At 65.9% G+C, this 21,092-nt stretch carries 15 protein-coding genes; 6 read left to right on the forward strand and 9 right to left on the reverse strand.

The features are described from left to right. The first annotated feature begins 51 nt into the window (after positions 1-51). Positions 52-2,382, forward strand: a complete 2,331-nt coding sequence (locus tag BM190_RS16080) for a PAS domain-containing sensor histidine kinase (RefSeq protein WP_092256462.1) — start codon at positions 52-54, stop codon at positions 2,380-2,382. A gap of 3 nt (positions 2,383-2,385) precedes the next feature. Here BM190_RS16080 and BM190_RS16085 read toward each other — a convergent pair whose 3' ends face one another. Continuing rightward, a complete protein-coding gene (locus tag BM190_RS16085) occupies positions 2,386-3,279 on the reverse strand; it encodes a LysR family transcriptional regulator (protein WP_018315839.1) in 894 nt (297 codons plus the stop codon). Between the two features lie 225 nt (positions 3,280-3,504). On the opposite strand from BM190_RS16085, the gene BM190_RS16090 reads away from it, so the two are divergent. The 5 genes from BM190_RS16090 to BM190_RS16110 are packed head-to-tail and all read left to right on the forward strand — an operon-like array spanning position 3,505 to position 9,482. Further along, positions 3,505-3,981 carry a formate dehydrogenase subunit gamma gene (locus BM190_RS16090; protein ID WP_018315838.1) on the forward strand — a complete coding sequence of 159 codons (477 nt, stop codon included), beginning with the start codon at positions 3,505-3,507 and terminating at the stop codon, positions 3,979-3,981. Further along, on the forward strand, positions 3,978-5,534 hold the full coding sequence (locus tag BM190_RS16095; protein ID WP_092256465.1) for a formate dehydrogenase beta subunit: 1,557 nt from the start codon (positions 3,978-3,980) through the stop codon (positions 5,532-5,534). Before BM190_RS16090 ends, BM190_RS16095 begins: the two co-directional genes overlap by 4 nt. Positions 5,535-5,544: 10 nt before the next feature. Then, positions 5,545-8,430, forward strand: a complete 2,886-nt coding sequence (gene fdhF / locus BM190_RS16100; RefSeq protein ID WP_092256468.1) for a formate dehydrogenase subunit alpha — start codon at positions 5,545-5,547, stop codon at positions 8,428-8,430. Positions 8,431-8,434: 4 nt separating this feature from the next. Beyond that, entirely contained in the window at positions 8,435-9,262 is an 828-nt protein-coding gene (gene fdhD, locus BM190_RS16105) for a formate dehydrogenase accessory sulfurtransferase FdhD (protein WP_018315835.1), read from the forward strand. Beyond that, positions 9,252-9,482, forward strand: coding sequence for a formate dehydrogenase subunit delta (locus BM190_RS16110; RefSeq protein ID WP_018315834.1), 231 nt, complete (start codon positions 9,252-9,254; stop codon positions 9,480-9,482). The genes fdhD and BM190_RS16110 overlap by 11 nt, the downstream gene beginning before the upstream one ends. Here the strand turns inward: BM190_RS16110 and BM190_RS16115 are convergent. The 8 genes from BM190_RS16115 to ccmE form a co-directional block, all read right to left on the reverse strand. Then, positions 9,442-12,426, reverse strand: coding sequence for a bifunctional [glutamine synthetase] adenylyltransferase/[glutamine synthetase]-adenylyl-L-tyrosine phosphorylase (locus BM190_RS16115; protein WP_092256471.1), 2,985 nt, complete (start codon positions 12,424-12,426; stop codon positions 9,442-9,444). The two genes, BM190_RS16110 and BM190_RS16115, sit on opposite strands and share 41 nt — an antisense overlap. Next, a complete protein-coding gene (locus BM190_RS16120; protein WP_092256474.1) occupies positions 12,423-13,883 on the reverse strand; it encodes a sensor histidine kinase in 1,461 nt (486 codons plus the stop codon). The genes BM190_RS16115 and BM190_RS16120 overlap by 4 nt, the downstream gene beginning before the upstream one ends. Further along, positions 13,867-14,547: a response regulator transcription factor gene (locus BM190_RS16125; RefSeq protein ID WP_038947105.1), complete on the reverse strand. Its 681-nt coding sequence runs from the start codon at positions 14,545-14,547 to the stop codon at positions 13,867-13,869. The genes BM190_RS16120 and BM190_RS16125 overlap by 17 nt, the downstream gene beginning before the upstream one ends. A gap of 274 nt (positions 14,548-14,821) precedes the next feature. After that, a complete protein-coding gene (locus BM190_RS16130; RefSeq protein WP_092256476.1) occupies positions 14,822-16,399 on the reverse strand; it encodes a Do family serine endopeptidase in 1,578 nt (525 codons plus the stop codon). 221 nt (positions 16,400-16,620) lie between these two features. After that, entirely contained in the window at positions 16,621-17,964 is a 1,344-nt protein-coding gene (locus tag BM190_RS16135) for a methyl-accepting chemotaxis protein (protein ID WP_092256479.1), read from the reverse strand. A 105-nt stretch (positions 17,965-18,069) separates the two neighbouring features. After that, entirely contained in the window at positions 18,070-18,552 is a 483-nt protein-coding gene (locus BM190_RS16140) for a cytochrome c-type biogenesis protein (protein ID WP_092256481.1), read from the reverse strand. Between the two features lie 4 nt (positions 18,553-18,556). Continuing rightward, a complete protein-coding gene (locus BM190_RS16145) occupies positions 18,557-20,539 on the reverse strand; it encodes a heme lyase CcmF/NrfE family subunit (RefSeq protein WP_018315827.1) in 1,983 nt (660 codons plus the stop codon). Next, entirely contained in the window at positions 20,536-21,063 is a 528-nt protein-coding gene (gene ccmE / locus BM190_RS16150; protein WP_028143008.1) for a cytochrome c maturation protein CcmE, read from the reverse strand. Before ccmE ends, BM190_RS16145 begins: the two co-directional genes overlap by 4 nt. Between the last annotated feature and the right edge of the window lie 29 nt (positions 21,064-21,092).

The following is a 21,092-nucleotide window of genomic DNA, read 5'->3' on the forward strand; positions in this document are numbered from 1 at the left end:
GGGGCTGCCTCCGAACTTCAGTTGCAAGCAGGTTTTTAGGGGGCCGAAGGCATGTCGCGTGCAGACGCCGCGAACGCGTGCGTCCAATCCGATTCGATCAAGGGATTGGCGCAATCGATCGCGAAACCTGCCTATCATCGGCTCTTGATTGCAGAGCCGGCGCTTCGTCGCGCCGTGCCGACGCTCATCATCGCGTTCCTGATCACGATCTGCCTCGGCGCGTTCGTGCAGGTCGTCGATCAGACGCGTCAGAAGCGGCTGGTGATCCGGCACGACATCTCGGCGCTGGCCGACCTGCTCGCCGAACGCATCGACCGCCTGACCTCCGCCCGTCAGGAGCGGCTCAAGAACATCGAGAGCCTGCCGGCGCTGTTGCCGGATATGATCCCGTCCTGGGGCACGGCCTCGGGCCGCCACGTCATCGTCACCTCGGCCGGCGTCGATCGCCGTCTCCTCGCCCGCGTTCCGGTCGACAGTGACCCTTCCGGCAACGACCGCCTGCTCGATGCCATCACGACCGCACAATTGCTCGCAGCGCCGACGCGCGACGGCAACGTCTCCGACATGACGCTGCCGAGCGGCAATGCCGCGATGGCGACCTCGCGGCAGATCAAGTCGCTGCCCGGCTTCGTCACCGTGATCCAGGAGCGCAACGAGCCGATCTGGGGCTCGGACGCCGCGCTCTCGGTGACGCTGTCGGCGACCACCGGATTCGTCGTCCTGATCCTGGGCTTCGCCTTCCACTGGCAGTCCACCCGCGCCCGCGAAGGCGACCTCATCAACGACGCCGTGCGCGGCCGGATCGACACCGCGCTCAACCGCGGCCGTTGCGGCCTGTGGGACTGGGACCTGTCGCGCGGCCGGATCTTCTGGTCGCAGTCGATGTTCTCGATGCTGGGCCTCGATGGCCGCAACGAGCTCCTCACCTTCGGCGAGGTCAACGCGCTGGTGAAGTCCGACGACATCGACCTGTTCGCGATCGCCGACCAGCTCATCTCCGAGAAGATCGACCACATCGACCAGACCTTCCGGATGCAGCATGTCGACGGCCACTGGATCTGGCTCCGCGTCCGCTGCGAGAAGACGCGCGGGGCGACCGATTCCAGCGTGCACCTGATCGGGATCGCCGTCGACATCACCGAACAGAAGAGCCTCGCCGAGAGGACCGTGGAAGCCGACCTCCGTCTGCGCGACGCGATCGAGACCATCCCGGAAGCCTTCGTGCTGTGGGACGCGAGCGACCGCCTCGTGCTCTGCAACTCGCACTTCCAGCGCCTGCACAAGCTGCCCGACACCGCCGTGATCCCCGGCACCTCCTACGAGACCGTGCTCGAGGTCGGCCGCATGCCGGAGGTGCGCACCCGCCACAACGAGACCGCTGCCCAAGGCCCCGGCGCGCGCACCTTCGAGGCGCAGCTCGACGATGGCAGCTGGCTGCACATCAGCGAGCGCCGCACCAAGGACGGCGGCTACGTCTCGGTCGGCACCGACATCACCCGCATCAAGGAGCACGAGCAGAAGCTGGTCGACAACGATCTGCGCCTGCGCGCCACCGTCATCGACCTGAAGCGCTCGCAGGCGGCCCTGGAGCGCCAGGCGGTCGAGCTTGCCGACCTCGCCGAGAAGTACCAACGCGAGAAGACCCGCGCCGAGGAAGCCAACCAGACCAAGTCGAAATTCCTCGCCAATATGAGCCACGAGCTGCGCACGCCGCTCAACGCCATCATCGGCTTCTCCGAGATCATGGGCTCGGGCATGTTCGGCGAGCTCGGCAGCGAAAAGTACCAGGAATACTGCCAGGACATTCTGACCAGCGGCCACTATCTGCTCGAGGTCATCAACGACATCCTCGACATGTCCAAGATCGAGGCGGGTCGCATGAAGCTCGACATGGAAGAGCTCGACCTGTCGCGGACGCTGGCGGAATCCTTACGGGTCGTCACCGGCCGGGCTCAGGACAAGCACATTACGCTCGATGCCGACATCGCAAAATCCATCTCCGTCGTTGCCGACCGCCGCGCCACCAAGCAGATCATCGTCAACCTGCTCTCCAACGCCGTGAAATTCACGCCGGACGGCGGACGCGTCGTGGTGCGCAGCCGGCAACTCGACGACCGGATCGTGCTGATGATCGCCGACACCGGCATCGGCATCGCGCCGCATTCGCTGGCGCGGCTTGGCCGCCCGTTCGAGCAGGTGGAGAGCCAGCTCACCAAGACCTATCACGGCTCGGGCCTCGGCCTTGCGATCGCCCGCTCGCTGGCGCAGCTCCACGGCGGCTCGATGCGGCTGCGCTCCAAGATCGAGGTCGGCACCGTCGTCCGCGTGACCCTGCCGCGCGACGCGATCAAGGCGGCGTCTGGGATTTCGGCGGCGGCGTGATCCCTACAGCTGCAGCGACGGCGCGACTTCCCGCGCGACATTGACCAGCGCTGCGATCAGCGGCGTCATCGGATCGCGCTGCGGGATCACCATGCCGATGCTGTAATTGACGTCGGGATCGGTGATCGGGATCGAGCGCACCGTGTCGGACAGGCCGAGCGTCTCGGCGAGCTTGGCCGGCATCACGCTCGCCCAGCGCCCCGTCTTCACATGCGTGAACAGCACCAGCAGCGAATTCGAGGTCAGCGTCGGCGTCGCCTCCGCGCCGACCGAACGCAGCGCGCGGTCGATGATGCGGCGGTTCTGCATGTCGGGCGTCAGCAAGCATAGCGGCACCTGCCCGACCTCCTTCCAGGTTACCGTCTCGCGATCGCCAAACATTCCGTCCGGCGACGTCAGCAAACGATAGCTCTCGTTGTAGAGCGGAATGGTCCGCACCTTGCCGATCGGCTCGTTCTCGATATAGGTCAGCCCCGCATCGACCTCGAGATTTTCGAGCAATCCCAGCACCTCCGATGAGGTCGTTGAGCGGATGCTGAAACGCACCTCGGGATGCCTTGCGCGAAATGGCGTCGTCAGCGCGGCGACCATGCCGAGCACGGTCGGGATCGCCGCGATGCGGATCTCGCCGGAGAGCTGATGCTTCAGCCCGTTGATCTCGTCACGCATCGCGCGGGCATCACCCACGATCCGCCGCGCCCAGTCGAGCGCCCGCTCGCCTTCCGGGGTGAACCCCTGGAAACGGGAGCCGCGCTGCACCAGCATCACGCCGAGAATCTCCTCGAGCTGCTTGAGCCCGGTCGACATCGTCGGTTGCGTCACGCCGCAGACCTCCGCCGCGCGTCCGAAATGCCGCTCCTTCGCCAGCGCCAGCAATAGTTCAAGTTTGTCGATCAACCGGCCGTCCCCTCGAATTCCATCGTGGCATGCAAGCTAGCACGCCGGGCCTGCGCCAACACGCAAAAACCGGCAGCCGATCCAACTTCCATTACCAATTCGTATCGGTCGATTGCGGTTGCAAATCGATCCGAATTCGCAATCGCAGCACGGGACAGCTTTATTGATCTTCGAATGATTCCAACTAGTTTGCGCCCAAGGAAACGCTCTGGTTGAGAACGAAGAATGACAGCGGTTTTTGAGCCTTGGAACGAGACGCGCGGCGCCGAAATCATCGCCGAGCACGCCAACCAGGAGGGCGCGACGCTCGTCATCTTGCACGCGCTGCAGGAGGCGTTCGGCTACGTGCCGGAGGCCGCCATTCCCATGGTCGCGCAGGCGCTCAACCTGTCGCGCGCCGAAGTCCACGGCGTATTCACGTTCTATCATGATTTCCGCCACAAGCCGGCCGGCCGCCACGTGCTGAAGCTCTGCCGCGCGGAGGCTTGCCAGGCCGCGGGCGGCGATGCCTTGGCGGCGCGCGCCGAAGCAAAACTCGGCGTGTCGCTCGGCAACACGACGGCCGACGATCGTGTCACGCTGGAGCCGATCTACTGCCTCGGCCTGTGCGCCACCGCCCCGTCCGCAATGCTCGACGGCCGCCTCATCGGCAGGCTCGATCAGAAGCGCCTTGATGCGTTGATTGTGGAGGCACAGCGATGAGCTTGCGTCTGTTCGTCTCACGCGACGCCGGCGCGATCGCCGTTGGTGCTGATCAGGTTGCGCTGGCGCTTGAGCAGGCAGCAGCCGGGCGCGGAATTGCAGTCGAGATCGTCAGGACCGGCTCGCGCGGCATGTACTGGCTGGAGCCGCTGGTCGAGGTGGCGACGCCACAGGGCCGGATCGCTTTCGGCCCGGTTACTGAAGCCGATGTGCCCTCCCTGCTCGACGCGCTCGCGAGCAACACGCCACATCTGCTGCGGTTGGGGGCGACCGACGAGATTCCTTGGTTGAAGCGCCAGACCCGCCTCACCTTCGCCCGTTGCGGCGTGATCGACCCGCGTTCGCTCGACGACTACCGCGCCCATGGCGGCTACAAGGGGCTGGAGCGCGCGCTGTCACTCGGCTCGGATGCGATCCTCAACGAAGTCACGGCCTCGGGCCTGCGCGGCCGCGGTGGCGCCGGCTTCCCGACCGGCATCAAATGGAAGACGGTCACGCAGGCCAAGGCCGACCGTAAGTTCATCGTCTGCAACGCCGACGAAGGCGACAGCGGCACTTTCGCCGACCGCATGATCATGGAAGGCGATCCCTTCCTGGTGATCGAGGGCATGACCATCGCCGGCATCACCGTCGGCGCGACCAAGGGCTACATCTACATCCGCAGCGAATATCCGCATGCGGTCGAAGCGATGAACGCTGCGATCCGGGCTGCCAAGCGCGGCGGTTATCTCGGCGACAAGATCGGCGGATCCACCCACAGCTTCGACCTCGAAGTCCGGGTCGGCGCCGGTGCTTACGTCTGCGGCGAGGAAACTTCGCTGCTGGAGAGCCTCGAAGGCCGCCGCGGCATCGTGCGGGCCAAGCCGCCGCTGCCGGCGCATCACGGCCTGTTCGGCAAGCCGACCGTCATCAACAACGTGCTGTCGTTCGCGGCCGTCCCCTTCATCCTCGCCGAGGGTGCCAATGCCTATGCGGATTTCGGCATGGGCCGCTCGCGCGGCACGATGCCGATCCAGCTCGCCGGCAACATCCGCTATGGCGGGCTGTATGAAACCGCTTTCGGCGTGACGCTCGGCGAGCTCGTCGACGACATCGGTGGCGGCACGTTCACGGGCCGGCCGGTCCGCGCCGTGCAGGTCGGCGGTCCGTTAGGGGCCTATTTCCCCCGTGCCCTGTTCGACACGCCGTTCGACTACGAGGCCTTCGCAGCGCGCGATGGCCTGATCGGCCATGGCGGCATCGTCGTGTTCGACGACAGCGTCGACATGCGCAGGCAGGCGCGCTTTGCCATGGAATTCTGCGCCGTCGAATCCTGCGGCAAGTGCACGCCGTGCCGGATCGGCTCGACCCGCGGCGTCGAGACCATCGAGAAGATCATCAACGGCGAGCGCGTCCATGAAAACATCGCGCTGGTCGAGGACCTCTGCAACACCATGAAATTCGGCTCGCTCTGCGCACTCGGCGGCTTCACGCCCTACCCCGTGCTCAGCGCATTGAAGCACTTCCGGGAGGATTTCATTCCGGCGCCGACCACGCTTCAGGCCGCGGAATAGGAGAACGACAATGTCTCTGATCGAAGAAATCGACTTCGGCACGCCGGCTTCCAAATCGGAAACGATGGTAACGCTGACCATCGACGGCAATGAGGTCACGGTGCCCGAGGGCACTTCGATCATGCGGGCCGCGATGGACGCGGGCCACCAGATCCCAAAACTCTGCGCCACCGACATGGTCGACGCGTTCGGCTCCTGCCGTCTCTGCCTCGTCGAGATCGAGGGCCGCGCCGGCACGCCGGCATCCTGCACCACGCCGGTGATGCCCGGCCTCGTCGTCCATACCCAGAGCGAGCGGCTGAAGAAGCTTCGCAAGGGTGTGATGGAGCTCTACATCTCCGACCATCCGCTCGATTGCCTCACCTGCGGTGCCAATGGCGATTGCGAGTTGCAGGACATGGCCGGCGCCGTGGGCCTACGCGACGTGCGCTACGGCTATGAGGGCGAAAACCACGTCTTCGCCAAGACACCTGGCAAAAGCCACGGCTGCGACAACGACCATTGGATGCCGAAGGACGAGTCCAATCCCTATTTCACCTATGATCCCTCCAAGTGCATCGTCTGCTCGCGCTGCGTCCGCGCTTGCGAGGAGGTGCAAGGCACCTTCGCGCTGACCATCTCCGGCCGTGGCTTCGACAGCCGCGTCTCGCCGGGCATGAGCGAAAGCTTCCTCGGCTCGGAATGCGTCTCCTGCGGCGCCTGCGTGCAGGCCTGCCCGACCGCAACGCTGACCGAAAAGTCGGTGATCGAAATCGGCCAGCCCGAGCACTCCGTCGTCACCACCTGCGCCTATTGCGGCGTCGGCTGCACCTTCAAGGCCGAGATGCGCGGCGAGGAAGTCGTGCGCATGGTGCCGTACAAGGACGGCAAGGCCAATCGCGGCCATTCCTGCGTCAAGGGCCGCTTCGCCTGGGGCTACACCAACCACGGCGAACGCATCCTCAATCCGATGATCCGTGAACGGATCGAGGATCCCTGGCGCGAAGTGTCCTGGGGCGAGGCGTTCTCGTTCGCGGCCGCCAAGATGCGCGGCATCCAGAAGACATACGGCCGCGATGCCATCGGCGGCATTACCTCATCCCGCTGCACCAATGAAGAGACCTATCTGGTGCAGAAGCTGATCCGCGCCGGCTTCGGCAACAACAATGTCGACACCTGCGCCCGCGTCTGCCACTCGCCGACCGGCTATGGCCTTGCCACCACCTTCGGCACTTCCGCAGGCACGCAGGATTTCGACTCGGTCGAGGACACCGACGTCGTCCTTGTGATCGGTGCCAATCCGGCCTCCGCTCATCCGGTGTTCGCGTCCCGCCTGAAGAAGCGGCTGCGCCAGGGTGCCAAGCTGATCGTGATCGATCCGCGCCGCACCGAGATGGTGGAATCGCCGCATGTGAAGGCGCTGCACCTGCCCCTGATGCCCGGCACCAACGTCGCAGTCATGACCGCGCTGGCGCATGTCATCGTCACCGAGGGCCTCGTCAACGAAGCCTTCGTGCGCGAGCGTTGCGACTGGAGCGAGTTCGAGGAATGGGCGGCCTTTGTCGCGCAGCCCAAGAACAGCCCGGAAGCCACCGCCATCCTCACCGGCGTCAATCCGAAGGATCTGCGCGAAGCCGCCCGCACCTACGCCACCGGCGGCAACGGCGCGATCTATTACGGCCTCGGCGTCACCGAGCACAGCCAGGGCTCGACCACGGTGATCGCGATCGCGAACCTTGCGATGGTCACGGGCAATATCGGCCGTCCCGGCGTCGGCGTGAACCCGCTACGCGGCCAGAACAACGTGCAGGGCTCCTGCGACATGGGCTCGTTCCCGCACGAGCTGCCCGGCTATCGCCACATCTCCGGCGACGCAGTGCGCGATCAGTTCGAGGCGCTGTGGAACGTCAAGCTCAACCCCGAGCCCGGCCTGCGCATTCCCAACATGTTCGATGCCGCGGTCGAGGGCACCTTCATGGGGATCTACGTGCAGGGCGAGGACATTCTGCAGTCCGATCCCAACACCAAGCACGTGGTGGCTGCACTGTCCGCGATGGAATGCGTCATCGTCCACGACCTCTTCCTCAACGAGACCGCGAACTACGCCCATGTCTTCCTGCCCGGCTCGAGCTTCCTCGAGAAGGACGGCACCTTCACCAATGCTGAGCGCCGCATCCAGCGCGTGCGCAAGGTGATGACCCCGAAGAACGGCATGGCCGACTGGGAGGTCACCATCGGCCTTGCCAAGGCGATGGGTTTCGAGATGAACTACAGCCATCCTTCCGAGATCATGGACGAGATCGCGGCGCTGACGCCGACCTTCTCCGGCGTCTCCTACGCCAAGCTCGACGAGCTCGGCTCGGTGCAGTGGCCCTGCAACGAGAAGGCGCCGGAGGGCACGCCGGTGATGCATATCGACGGCTTCGTCCGCGGCAAGGGCAAGTTCGTCGTCACCGAATATGTCGCGACCGACGAGCGCACCGGCCCGCGTTATCCGCTGCTGCTCACGACCGGCCGCATCCTCAGCCAGTACAATGTCGGCGCGCAGACGAGGCGCACCGAGAACGTGGTTTGGCATGCCGAGGACCGGTTGGAGATTCATCCGCACGATGCCGAACAGCGCGGCGTGCGCGACGGCGACTGGGTGCGGCTGAAGAGCCGCGCCGGCGAGACCACGCTGCGTGCGGAGATCACCGATCGCGTGGCGCCCGGCGTCGTCTACACCACCTTCCACCATCCGGACACGCAGGCCAACGTCATCACGACCGACTATTCGGACTGGGCGACCAACTGCCCCGAATACAAGGTGACGGCGGTCGAGGTCTCGCCCTCGAACGGCCCGTCCGACTGGCAGAAGGCCTATGACGCCCAGGCGCGCCAATCCCGCCGCATCGCGCCGGCCGAGGCCGCGGAGTAACCGCATGCATGTAGCTGTCCAGGCGATCGATCGCGGAATCTGGCGCAACGGCGTCGCGTCCGAAGGAACGCGGTTCATTCCGGAGGAGACGCCGCTGGCTCTGACCTATAATGGCGGCACTTACGCCGTCATGATGGGAACGCCGCAGAACCTGGAAGATTTTGCGGTCGGCTTCAGCCTGAGCGAAGGCATCGTTAAATCGGTCGACGACATCCGCTCGCTCGAAATTGTTCGCCTCGACGACGGCATTGAGCTGCGGATGTGGCTGGCGTCGGATGACGCGGCACTCATCAGCGAGCGCCGCCGCCACGTCGCCGGTCCCACCGGCTGCGGCATCTGCGGTATCGAGTCCATTGCCGAAGCCGTGCGACCCGCTGCGGTCGTGCCGCAGGGGCAGAGCTTCACGCCGGAAGAAATCATGACGGCGATGCAGGCGATCGCGCCGCTGCAATCGATCAATCTGCAGACCCGCGCGGTTCATGCCGCCGCGTTCTGGTCCCCTGCCGGCCACATCGTCGCGCTGCGTGAGGATGTCGGCCGCCACAACGCGCTGGACAAGCTCGCAGGCGCCCTCGCGCGCAGCCGCACCGACGCAGGCGCCGGCATGGTGCTGCTGACGAGCCGTGTTTCGGTCGAGATGGTGCAGAAGACTGCGGCGATCGGCGCGCCGGTGATGATCGCGGTGTCCGCGCCCACCGCGCTCGCGGTGCGTACCGCGGAAGCCGCAGGCATCACGCTGATCGCCATTGCCCGCCAGGATGGGTTCGAGGTGTTTTCGCATGGTGACCGGATCGTCGGTCGCCATGCCACGGAGGTTGCCGATGTCGCCTGACCGCCTGATCTACATGGCCAACCAGATCGGCAAGTTCTTCGAGAGCCAGGGCCACGGCAAGGCCGTGCCGGGAATTGCCGAGCACATCAAGAAGTTCTGGGATCCCAGGATGAAGCGCGCGATCTTCGCCCATCTCGATGCCGGCGGCGCGGGGCTCGAGCCTGACGTCCGCGAGGCGCTCAGCTCGTTGAAGGCAACGTCCCTTCCAGCAGCGCCCTGAACACGCGCCTCACCTCGCTCTGCGTCTCCTTCACGCGCGCCTCCAGCGACGAGAAATCCGGCGCGTCGCCGGCCCGCGCCATCACGCGTTGCAGATCGGTGCCCGCGGTTTCCGGCTTGAAGCGGTCGCTGACGCACAGCCGCAGGATCTGCGTGAGGTCGTGATAGAGCCGTGCGGCCGCACGCAATATCTCGGTCTCCGATTGCGGGAGGACGCCGAGCCTGCATGCATTGTCGAGCACCTGCAACGTGCTGACGTCGAGGATCTCCGGCTTATCGTGCGCGTGCACGAGCTGGAGATATTGCGCGATGAAATCGATGTCGACCATGCCGCCAGCGGCATGTTTGAGATCCCAGCAATCGGCCTCGCCCTTCTCCTGGGCGATCGCGCGTCGCATGTCGGCGACGTCGTTGGCGGTGATTGCGGAATCGCGGCGGCGGGTCAGGACGCCGCCGATGACGCGTTCGATCCGCATCCGGAATTCGGGCGAAGCCGACACCACGCGCGCGCGCGTCAGCGCCATGTGCTCCCAGGTCCAGGCCTCGTTGGCCTGGTAATCCGCGAATGAGACGAGGCTCGAGGCCACGGGGCCGGCGCGCCCTGAAGGACGCAGCCGCATGTCGATCTCGTAGAGCACGCCATAATTGGTGCGCGTCGTGAATGCGCTGATCAGGCGCTGGGTCAGCCGCGCAAAATAATGCGCGCCCTGCAGCGATTTCGGCCCATCGGAGTCCGGATTGTCGCTGTCGAAATCGTAGAGCAGGATCAGGTCGAGATCGGACGAGGCCGTCATCTCGCGGCTGCCGAGCCGGCCCATCGCGATGATCGCGGTCTCCTGCCCCTTGATCCGGCCATGCTGGGCCGCGAAGCGGTCGGCAACGAGGCCATGCACGGTGTGGACGATTCCTTCGGCGACGTCGGCAAAGGCCGTGCTCGCCTGCTGCGCCGAGACGGTGCCGGAGAGAATGCGCGTGCCGATCAGGAACAGGCTCTCCTGCCCGAACAGGCGCAGCCGATCGAGGAACTCTTCGTATGAGCCGGCGTCCTGCACGGTCGCAGCCAACCGTCCCGACAATTCCTGCCTGTCCGGCATGGCGCCGAAGAAGCGCGGATCGATCAGGCCATCCATCAGCTGCGGCTGCCGCGCCAGCATCTCGCCGAGCCGCGGCGCCGCACCGAGCACCAGCGCGACCAGCGCGACGAGCTCGCGGTTCTGGCCGAGCAGGGTGATCAGCCGGCCGCCGCGCTGGAGCGCCCCAAGGAATTGATCGAACGCCACGACGGCGCGATCCGGCTCCTCGGCATGGGCAAGGCCGTCGATCAGAGCCGGCACGAACTCGACGAAGGCGCTGCGCGTCGCCTCATTGCGGAACACACGATAGTCGCCGGTGATCCAGTCGCGTACCGTCTGCGCGACCGCGGCAGGCTTCTTGAATCCGAGCGTCGCGAGGTGCTGGAGCAGGCGCGGATCCTCGGGACCCACACGGTAGTCGAGCGTCGGCAGCTTTGCCGTGCCGGTCGGATCGTCGCCTTCGAACAGTTTTTCGTAGTGCCCCTGCACGATCTTGAGCTGTCGCAGCAGCTCGCCCGCGAAGGCCTCGCGATCCGCATAACCGAAGAAGCGCGCAAAGCGCTCGACCGCGTCCTTGTCCTCAGGCAATGCGTGGGTCTGCTCGTCGGCGATCATCTGGAGACGATGCTCGACCCGGCGCAGGAATTCGTACGCAATGGTCAGCTCGTCACGCGCCGCAACGGTGATCCAATTGCTGGAGGCGAGAATGTCGAGCGCCTTGAGTGTCGGCCGCACCCGCAATTCCGGATGGCGGCCGCCGGCGATCAATTGCTGGGTCTGCGCGAAGAACTCGATCTCGCGGATGCCACCGCGGCCGACCTTGACGTTGTGCCCTTCCACCGCGACCTCGCTCTGGCCGCGATAGGTCTGCATCTGCCGCTTCATGTCGTGGACGTCGGCGAGGGCGGCGAAATCGAGATGCTTGCGCCAGACGAAGGGCGCGATCTCGGCGAGCAATGCCTCGCCCGCCCTGGCATCACCGGCGCAGGCACGCGCCTTGATCATCGCGGCGCGCTCCCAGGTGCGCCCTTCCCGCTCGTAATAATTCAGCGCGGCGTCACGGGAGATCGCGACCTGGGTCGAGGATGGATCGGGACGCAGGCGCAGGTCGACGCGGAACACATAGCCGTCATAGGTGCGCTGCTGCAGGATGCGCGCCATCCCCTGCGTGACCCGGACAAAGAACGGCTGCGGCTCGATGTCCGCTGCCAGCGTTGTCTCGTCGGGATCGAAGAACACGATGAGATCTATATCGCTGGAATAGTTCAGCTCGCCTGCCCCCATCTTGCCCATCGCGAGCACGATCAGGCCGCAGCCCTCCTCGGGCGCCTCGGGATTGGGCGGCGAGATCTTGCCACGTGCGGCTTCCTGCCGCAGCAGGTATTGGAGCGCCGCCTGCACCGAGGACACCGCGACATCGGTCAGCGCCGCCGTCACTCGCATCACCGGCCAGACCCCGCCGATGTCGCACAAGGCGGTCAGGAGCGCGGCCTCAGCCTTCATGCGGCGGAGCAGTCGCATCACCTCGGCCTCGTCAGGGGCCGCGAGCACCGCCCCCCTCGCCTCCGCGATGAGCGCCGTCAGATGCGCATCCGGATCGCATTCGAGCAACCGGATCAGGCGCAAGGCATCGGCGCGCACCAGATCGAACAGATAGGGCGAGAATTCCGCGATGCCGGCCAGGATGTTCCGGGCGAAGGGATGTGTCAGCAGCGTTTCGAGACGCGCCGATTGGGTCGGCTCGAGCTCGGACAGCCAGCTTTCAAGACGTCGTTCGTCGGTTGTGGAAGCGGCAATATGGGGAGCCTCCGCGAAGCGCGCGGCCAGCCTCTCACCATGCTTGTCCGCGTTTCCCGGCGCGGAGTGGTTCATGCCACCTTCTGTGGCACATCCGGTATTGGCGGAGCAACCCTGTCGCCGGCCCCGGCGCGCGCGGGCAGCGCCAGCGTTGCAACGAGACCGGGTTGGGCGTCGCCCAGCCTCAACTCGCCGCCGTGCAATGTCGCAACCGCAGAAGCGAGGCTGAGACCGAGGCCGGAGCCCGGCAGCGTGCGGCTCGCTTCCAGGCGAACGAATCGTTCGACGGCATGTGCGCGGTCGGCTTCGGGGATGCCGGGACCGCGATCGGTGACGCTGAGCAGCACCTTGTCGCCGTCGCGTCGGGCCTCGATGGTGATCGGCCTCGCGTCCATACTGACCACGGTTCCGCCGGCCTGCCCGACCGGCTTGCCGTATTTGATCGCATTCTCGACCAGATTGGCGAGCGCCTGGCTGATCAACTCGCGATTGGCGTGAACCGGCGTCGGCTCGGCCTTGACCTTCAAGGTCATGCCGTCGTCTTCGGCGAGTGGCTCGTAGAGCTCGTGGATGCCGTTGGCGACCTCGGCGGCGTCGAAATCATCCATGTTGCCGCGCGCCTGCCCTGACTCCGCGCGCGCGATCATCAGCAGCGCGTTGAAGGTGCGGATCAATCCGTCGGATTCCTCGATGGTCCGCTCCAGCGCCGCGCGGTAATCGGCTTCGCAGCCCGATTTCGCCAGCGCCTCCTCGGCGCGGTTGCGCAAGCGCGTCAGCGGCGTCTTGAGGTCGTGGGCGATGTTGTCGGAGACTTCCTTCAAGCCGGCCATCAGCGCCTCGATCCGCTCCAGCATGGCATTGAGATTTTCCGCGAGGCGGTCGAGCTCGTCGCCGCTGCGTCCCACCGGGAGACGCCCGCTGAGATCGCCGGTCATGATGCGCTGCGCGGTCCCGGTCATCGCGTCGATGCGCCTCAGCACGCGGCGCGCGACGAAGATGCCGCCGCCGAGACCGAGCACGACGACGATCAGGATCGACCATTGCGCCGCCTTGGCGACGATGCCGAACAGGCGACGCCGTTCGGCGAGGTCGCGGCCGATCAGAAGCCGGAAGCCGTTTTCCAGTTCGGTGACGCGCACGAGCGCGCGATGGTCGCGGTCGTCGGCGTCCTCGATCCGCCGGTAGGCCGTCTCCGACCAGCCCCGCGTCGCCATCACGCCGGGCGCCAGCGAGCCGACATTGCCGGCGATCGCCTGCCCCGTCGGCGTCGTCACGAGATAGAGGTTGGCGCCCGGGCGCAGCGCGCGGTATTCGATCGTGCGCACCAGGCGAAACATGCCGCCGCGGCCGTAGATCTCGTTGATTTCCGAGGTCTCGGCATTGACCGTCTGCGTGATTTCCTCGGTGATCAGCCGCCGCGTATTCCAGGCGAAATAGGCCAGCAGCGAAGCCGCGAACATCGCGAACAGCAGCAGATAGACCAGCGTCAGCCGGAACGCCGTGGTGCGGACGAGTTTACCGAATGCCGTCACGGATCATGTACCCGGCGCCGCGGATCGTATGCAGCAGCGGCCGCTCGAAGCCCTTGTCGATCTTGGAGCGCAGCCGCGAAATGTGCACGTCGATCACGTTGGTCTGCGGATCGAAATGATAGTCCCAGACGTTCTCGAGCAGCATGGTGCGCGTCACCACCTGGCCGGCATGCTTCATCAGATATTCGAGCAGGCGGAATTCGCGCGGCTGCAGCGTCAGCTCGTCCTTGCCGCGGGCGACGCGGTGGGAGAGCCGGTCGAGCTCGAGATCGCCGACGCGGTAGAGCGTGTCCTCGGCAGGCCCCCCGCGGCGGCGCGACAGCACCTCGACGCGGGCCAGCAGCTCGGCGAAGGAATAGGGTTTTGGTAGATAGTCGTCGCCGCCGGCGCGCAGGCCCTTGATGCGGTCGTCGACCTGTCCGAGCGCGGAGAGAATCAGCACCGGCGTCGTGTTGTCCTGGTCGCGCAGCGCACCGATCAGCGACAGGCCGTCGCGCTTGGGCAGCATGCGGTCGACCACCAGCACGTCGTAATCGCCGTTCTCAGCCATGGCGAGGCCTTCCTCGCCGTCGGCGGCGTGGTCGGCAATGTGTCCGACTTCGCGAAACGCCTTCACGAGGTAGTCGGCGGATTCGCGGTCGTCTTCAATGATGAGGAGGCGCATCGTGCGTTCGGCGGCGGTCAAGGAGGTCAACCTTCTCTAAACATGGCGCGAGCGGCAATCGCATGCAAGCCGAGGGGGAGACTCTGGCATCGAGAAAAAGGCGGGCGGTGAAGCTGGGGGGACTTCACCGCCCTAGGCCTTCCGACGGAGGGGGGCGTAATTCCACCGGAAGGTAGACAGGGGAAGCGAACGTTGCGCTGCTTCCCAGAAGAGCGCCGTCGGCGGGGGCGACTGATGCCGGCGACACCCTTCATCTCGTAGGCCTCCTGAAGCCTCAGCCCTTGGCGAGGGGTACCGCGACGAAGCGCGACTGGCCGCCGCTCTTCACGCGCATCAGGACGCTGTTCTTGTTGTCGGTCCGCGCCATGTTGATGGCATCGCGAACTTCGCCGGCGGTGGCCACGCTCTTGCCGCCGACTTCGAGAATCACGTCGCCTTCCTTGAAGCCGCGCTCGGCCGCGGCGCTCTTCGGATCGACTTCGGTGACCACGACGCCTTCCTTGCCGGCGCCGGCCACCGAATTGGCGGGGGCAACGGTCATGCCGAGCTTGGGCACGTCGGTGCCCTTGCTCGCACCCTTGCCGCTGTCATTGTCGTTATCGGCCTTGGCCTCGACCGTGTTCGGCAATTGGCCGAGCGTCATGTTCACGACCTTGTCCTGGCCCTTGTGCAGCACGTTGAGCTTCACGGTCGCACCGGGTGCCATGCCGCCGATGGTGCGGGCAAGCTCGCGGGCGTCCTTGACCGACTCGCCATTGACCGCCGTGATCACGTCGCCGGACTCGATGCCGGCCTTCGCGGCCGGACCGTTCGCTTGAGGCTCCGCCACCAGCGCGCCTTCGGCCTTCTTCATGCCGAGGCTCTCGGCGATGTCGGAGGTGACAGGCTGAATCTGCACGCCGATCCAGCCGCGGCTGACTGAGCCCTTGTCCTTGAGCTGGGCGACCACGCTCTTCACCGTGCTCGCGGGAATCGAGAACGCGATGCCGACGCTGCCGCCCGAGGGCGAGTAGATGGCGGTGTTGACGCCCATCACTTCGCCGTTGGTGTCGAAAGCGGGACCGCCGGAATTGCCCTTGTTCACGGGCGCGTCGATCTGGATGAAATCGTCGTACGGACCGTTGCCGATGTCGCGGCCGCTCGCCGAGACGATGCCCGCGGTCACGGTGCCACCGAGGCCGAACGGATTGCCGACCGCGAGCACCCAGTCGCCGATCCGCGGCTTGGCGTCGGCGAGCTTGGCGAACGGGAAGTTCGAGCTGCCCTCGACCTTGATCAAAGCGAGGTCGGTGCGCTGGTCGGTGCCGATCACCTTGGCGGTGTAGGTCTTGCCGTCATCGGTGGTGACCTCGACCTTGTCGGCGCCGTCGACCACGTGGTTGTTGGTCACGGCAAAGCCGTCAGCCGAGATGAAGAAGCCCGAGCCCTGACCCTGCACGACGCGGCCACGGCCGCCCTTCAGGCCCGGGAAACCATCCGGACCGCCGAAGCGGCGGAAGAAGCGCTCCATCGGCGAGCCCGGCTGGAACGGCGAGGAGGAATCATCGCCGTCGTCGTTGCTCGCGGTCTTCTCCTTGATGTTGACCTTCACCGAGATCACCGACGGCTTCACACGCTCGACGATGTCGGCGAAACCGACCGGGCGTTCGACCTTGCGGACCTCGTTGTTGACCTGCGCATGCGCCGGGGTCGAGAACAGGTCGGCCGGCGAGGTCGAGGGGCTGAAGCCATAGACGGCCGCGCCGAGACCGGCGACGACCGAGGCCATCAGCGCGAACTTGCGCGCGGAAAACACCGACCGGCGCGGCTGCCGGTAGGACGGAAGGTTCGAGAGGTCGGGACGGTCGGTCATGCGGAGATCTCCAGGGCCTTGAAATCCATTTGGTGCCCGATGGCGGCACCTTACGGTCCTGAAGATGGGGGCTCCCGCCTTACCGTGCGCTGGCGGCGGGGTTAAACTTTTGTAATGAAGGGCCAGGTCCGATGCGGCAGTTCAGCGCAGACCGAAAATTGTGGCCTCACAGGAACTTAACCGAGTTCCCGTGATGGCGTCGCAAGCGCGTTTTGGCGCGCTCAGCTTGCCCTGACGCTGACGATGAACTCGTCGACCTCGCGCTTCAGGGTCGCGGCCTGCTGCGACAGGTCGACCGCGGAATCCCGCGCCTCGGCGGCCATGCGGCCGGTCTGTGCGGAGGTCGAGGTGATCTGGACGATATGGTTGGAGACGTCGAGGGTTCCGTGCGCGGCGTTCTGGGCGCTGCGCGTGATCTCCTGCGTGGCGTTGCGCTGCTGGGCGGTATCGACCTCGATGCCGGACATGATGGACGAGATCTCCGACAGCGTCTTGGAAATGCCGTCGATCGCGCCGCGCGTCTCCGCGGTGATGCCCTGAATGCTGGCGACATGAGAGGTGATCTCCTCCGTCGCCTTGCTGGTCTGGTGCGCCAGATTCTTCACCTCGGAGGCGACCACCGCAAACCCCTTGCCGGCCTCCCCTGCCCGCGCCGCCTCGATGGTGGCGTTCAGCGCCAGCAGATTGGTCTGCGATGCGATCGCCTGCACGAGCTGCACGACCTCGCCGATCTTGTCGGCGGCATCCGACAGCGTGTGGATGGTGTCGCGGCTCTTCTCCGCCTGGGACGCCGCGCCCTCGGCGCGCTGGGTCGCGTCGGTGACGCGGCGGCTGATCGTGCCGATCGAGTTCGTCATTTCCTCGGCAGAACCTGCGACCGTCTGCACGCTGGCGCTGGCCTGGCTCGCCGCGCTCGCGACTGCATTGGCCTTGGTGCTGGTGTCGTTGGCGGTCCGCGACAGCGTCTCGGCGTTGCTCTTCAGATGCACGGCCGATGAGGCCACGCTGTCGACGACGCTGGCGACGAGATCGTTGAAGCGCTTGATCCGGTCGTCCAGGAATTTCGATCGCTCGGCCTGGTGCTGGGCTTCGCGCAGCTGCTGCTCGGTGAGATGGCGCCGCTCGAGCCCGTTGGTCTTGAAGACCTCCAGCGCACCGGCGAGCAAGCCGATCTCGTTGGTGCGGCCAAGCCCCGGAACCGATGTCTGGAATTTCTGGTCGGCGACCTCGCGCATGGCGTGCACGATCGCGGCCAGCGGACTGAGGATGCCGTTGCGCACGGCGAACCAGGTGGTGAAGCAGATCGCGACGGCGACGACGGCGATCACGCCGCAGGCCATCAGGAAATAGGAGAACGCAGTCTGCGCCTGCTGGTAGATCTGCATGGCGTGGTCGCGCGCGGGGCCGCTCAGCGCGGCGAAGTCCGCCGACAGGCTGGTGATCTCGTTGTTGAGATAGAGCACCGCGATGAAGCCGGTGCCGCCGCCGATGCCCAGCAGAAACAATAATGCAGCGAGGACGGCGCCGACCAGGAAGCGGATCGTCAGATTGCTGTTCGCGAACATCGGGGGACTCAAAGGCTGGAATCGAATCTTGCGACAAGCTTCCAGACAAAGGTCAACAGAGCATGAAACAAGCTGCGCCAAGCGGCCTAAGTATCATTACGTAGCCTAGGACGACTTCGCATCATCGGACATCAACGCGGCGAGCCGCGCCTGTTCGTCGGCAGTGAGCGGCGGAGCAGGTACGTCTGCACCACTGCGCGCACGACGCCGGATTTGCAGCCAAAGCGCCACGCCGCCGCCGATCAGCAGCAGCGGCCCGAGCAGCCACAGCAGCAGGGTCTGACGTTCGAAGCGTGGTTTCAGCAGCACGAACTCGCCATAGCGCGCGACCAGGAAGTCGAGCACCTGCGAGTTGCTGTCGCCGGCGCCGATGCGCTCGCGCACCAGGAGCCGCAGGTCGCGCGCCAGCGGCGCATCGGAATCATCGATCGACTGGTTCTGGCAGACCATGCAGCGCAGCTCGCGCGACAGCTCCCGCGCGCGGGCTTCCTTGGCGGGATCCGGCATGATCTCGTCGGGCTGCACGGCGTAGGCCGCCGGCAAGGCCAGCAGCATCAGCAGGACGAACGCGGCCATCATCCGGCGCATCGGATCACTCCGCCGGCTGGAGGCGCTGCTTGGCCCGCGCCGGCTTCGGCGCGCCGACCCGCAGCCGCCGGTCGGACAGCGACAGCACGCCACCGAACGCCATCAGCACCGGCCCCCACCAGATCAGCAGCACCAGCGGCTTGTGATAGATCCGCACGGCGATGGCGCCCTCGGCATTGGCCTCGCCGAGCGAAATGTAGAGCTGGCTCGCGCCGCGCGTCAGTAGCGCGGCCTCGGTGGTCGAGGAGCCGCGGGTGGTGAAGCTGCGCTTGGAGGGCGTCATGACGCTGAGCGGCTTGCCATCGAGGCCGACGTTGAACTCGGCGATCATCTCGCGGTAATTCGGGCCCTGACGCTGCAGCAATCCGTCGAGCTTCACGTCGAAGCCGGCGATGTGGGCGACGTCGTTCTGCTTCATGGTCGCGATATATTCGCTATTCCAGGTGGTTTCGCAGACGATCCCGATCAGCGCGACGCCGAGGCCGGCATGCGCGAACGCCGTGCCCCAGGCCGAGCGCGGCATGCCGCGCGCCCGGTGCAGCACCGTTGCGAACGGCAGCCGCACGAAGCCGGTCCGTTCGACGATGTCGGTGACCGCGCCGCCGATGACGAAGATGCCAAGCCCGATCGCGAGCGGCGCCAGCGTGCTGCCCCCGCTGGCCCAGCCCCAGGCGATGGCGACGGCGACGAGCCCGGCAACGCCCGCAGCTAGCAGGCGCTGCGTCACGCCGAGCAGATCGCCGCGCTTCCACGCCAGCATCGGCCCGAACGGCACGGCAAGCAGCAACAGGGTAAACAGCGGCGCGAAGGTGAGATTGTAGAAGGGCGCACCGACCGACATCTTGAAGTCGGCGAGCATTTCCATCGCGAGCGGATAGAGCGTGCCGAACAGCACGACCGCGCAGGCGACCGTGAGCAGCAAATTGTTCAGCACCAGCGCACCCTCGCGCGAGATCGGCGCGAACAGGCCGCCCTGCTTCAACGACGTGGCGCGGCCCGCGAACAGGGCCAGGCTGCCGCCGATGAACAGGCAGAGGATCAGCAGGATGAACACGCCACGGGTGGGATCGGTGGCGAAGGCGTGCACCGAGGTGATGACGCCCGAGCGCACCAGGAAGGTGCCGAGCAGTGACAGCGAGAAGGTCAGGATCGAGAGCAGGATGGTCCAGACCTTCAGCGCGTTGCGCTTCTCCATCACCAGGGCCGAATGCAGCAGCGCGGTACCGGAGAGCCACGGCATCAGCGAGGCGTTCTCGACCGGATCCCAGAACCACCAGCCGCCCCAGCCGAGCTCGTAATAGGCCCAGTACGAGCCCATGGCGATGCCGAGCGTCAGGAATATCCAGGCGACCAGCGTCCACGGACGCACCCAGCGCGCCCAGGCCGCATCGATCCGGCCCTCCATCAGCGCCGCGATTGCGAAGGAGAACGAGATCGAAAAGCCGACATAACCGAGATAGAGCATCGGCGGATGCACGGCGAGCCCGATGTCCTGGAGCACCGGATTGAGATCGCGGCCCTCGACCGGCGGGGTGGCGATGCGCAGGAACGGGTTCGATGTCACGAGGATGAAGAGGTAGAAGGCGCTGGCGACCCACGCCTGCACGGCGAGCACGTGCGCGCGCAGCGACAGCGGCAGATTGTTGCCGAACGCGGCGACCAGTCCGCCGAACAGCGCGAGGATCGACACCCACAACAGCATCGAGCCTTCATGGTTTCCCCACACGCCGGTGATCTTGTAGAGCAGCGGCTTCATCGAGTGGGAATTCTCGTAGACGTTGGCGACGGAGAAGTCCGAGTTCACGTGCAGCATCACGAGAGCGACGAACGAGGCACCGACGAACAGCAGCTGCGCCAGCGCCGTGGAGCGCGCCACATTCATCAGCGCGACATCGTTCAGGCGTGCGCCGATCAGCGGCACAATCGACTGGATCAATGCGAGCCCAAGCGCCAGCACTAGCGCGTAATGTCCGGATTCTGCGATCACCGCATTGCTCCCTGCGGGTTGCCCTGCGCGGTCGTCGCCGCGGGCTTGCCCGCGTCAGACGTCTTGCCGCTGTCAGACGGCTTGCCGCCGTAATCGTCCTTCCAGTGCCCCTGCTTCTTCAGGGCGTCGGCGACGTCCTTGGGCATGTAGGTCTCGTCGTGCTTGGCAAGCACCGTATCGGCCTTGAACACGCCATGGGCGTCGAGCGCGCCTTCAGCGACGACGCCCTGCCCCTCGCGGAACAGGTCGGGCAGGATGCCCTTGTAGGCGACCGGCAGCTTGGCATTGCCGTCGGCAACCTCGAAGGTCACCGCGAGATTGTCGCCGCGCTGGAGCGAGCCGGGCTGCACCAGTCCACCGAGGCGAAACCGCTTGCCTGGCTCGACGTGCTTCTCGGCGACCATGGTCGGCGTCGAGAAGAACACGATGGAGTCGCGAAGTGCGTTGAGCACCAGCGCGGCCGCGAGCGCGAGCACGGCGAGCGAGCCGCCGATGATGGTCATACGTCGCTGCTTGCGCGTCATGGCGTATCCGTTCTCCGCTTCGCTCGTCC

Origin of the sequence: Bradyrhizobium sp. Rc3b (assembly GCF_900114915.1) — a bacterium.
GTDB lineage: Bacteria > Pseudomonadota > Alphaproteobacteria > Rhizobiales > Xanthobacteraceae > Bradyrhizobium.

Coding starts and splice junctions, on each gene's coding strand:
- BM190_RS16090 (WP_018315838.1), top strand. CDS start 3,505: ATGACAGCGGTTTTTGAGCCTTGGAACGAGACGCGCGGCGCCGAAATC.
- ccmE (WP_028143008.1), bottom strand. CDS start 21,063: ATGACGCGCAAGCAGCGACGTATGACCATCATCGGCGGCTCGCTCGCC.
- BM190_RS16135 (WP_092256479.1), bottom strand. CDS start 17,964: ATGTTCGCGAACAGCAATCTGACGATCCGCTTCCTGGTCGGCGCCGTC.
- BM190_RS16125 (WP_038947105.1), bottom strand. CDS start 14,547: ATGCGCCTCCTCATCATTGAAGACGACCGCGAATCCGCCGACTACCTC.
- BM190_RS16140 (WP_092256481.1), bottom strand. CDS start 18,552: ATGCGCCGGATGATGGCCGCGTTCGTCCTGCTGATGCTGCTGGCCTTG.
- BM190_RS16115 (WP_092256471.1), bottom strand. CDS start 12,426: ATGAACCACTCCGCGCCGGGAAACGCGGACAAGCATGGTGAGAGGCTG.
- BM190_RS16080 (WP_092256462.1), top strand. CDS start 52: ATGTCGCGTGCAGACGCCGCGAACGCGTGCGTCCAATCCGATTCGATC.
- BM190_RS16110 (WP_018315834.1), top strand. CDS start 9,252: ATGTCGCCTGACCGCCTGATCTACATGGCCAACCAGATCGGCAAGTTC.
- BM190_RS16130 (WP_092256476.1), bottom strand. CDS start 16,399: ATGACCGACCGTCCCGACCTCTCGAACCTTCCGTCCTACCGGCAGCCG.
- BM190_RS16095 (WP_092256465.1), top strand. CDS start 3,978: ATGAGCTTGCGTCTGTTCGTCTCACGCGACGCCGGCGCGATCGCCGTT.
- fdhD (WP_018315835.1), top strand. CDS start 8,435: ATGCATGTAGCTGTCCAGGCGATCGATCGCGGAATCTGGCGCAACGGC.
- fdhF (WP_092256468.1), top strand. CDS start 5,545: ATGTCTCTGATCGAAGAAATCGACTTCGGCACGCCGGCTTCCAAATCG.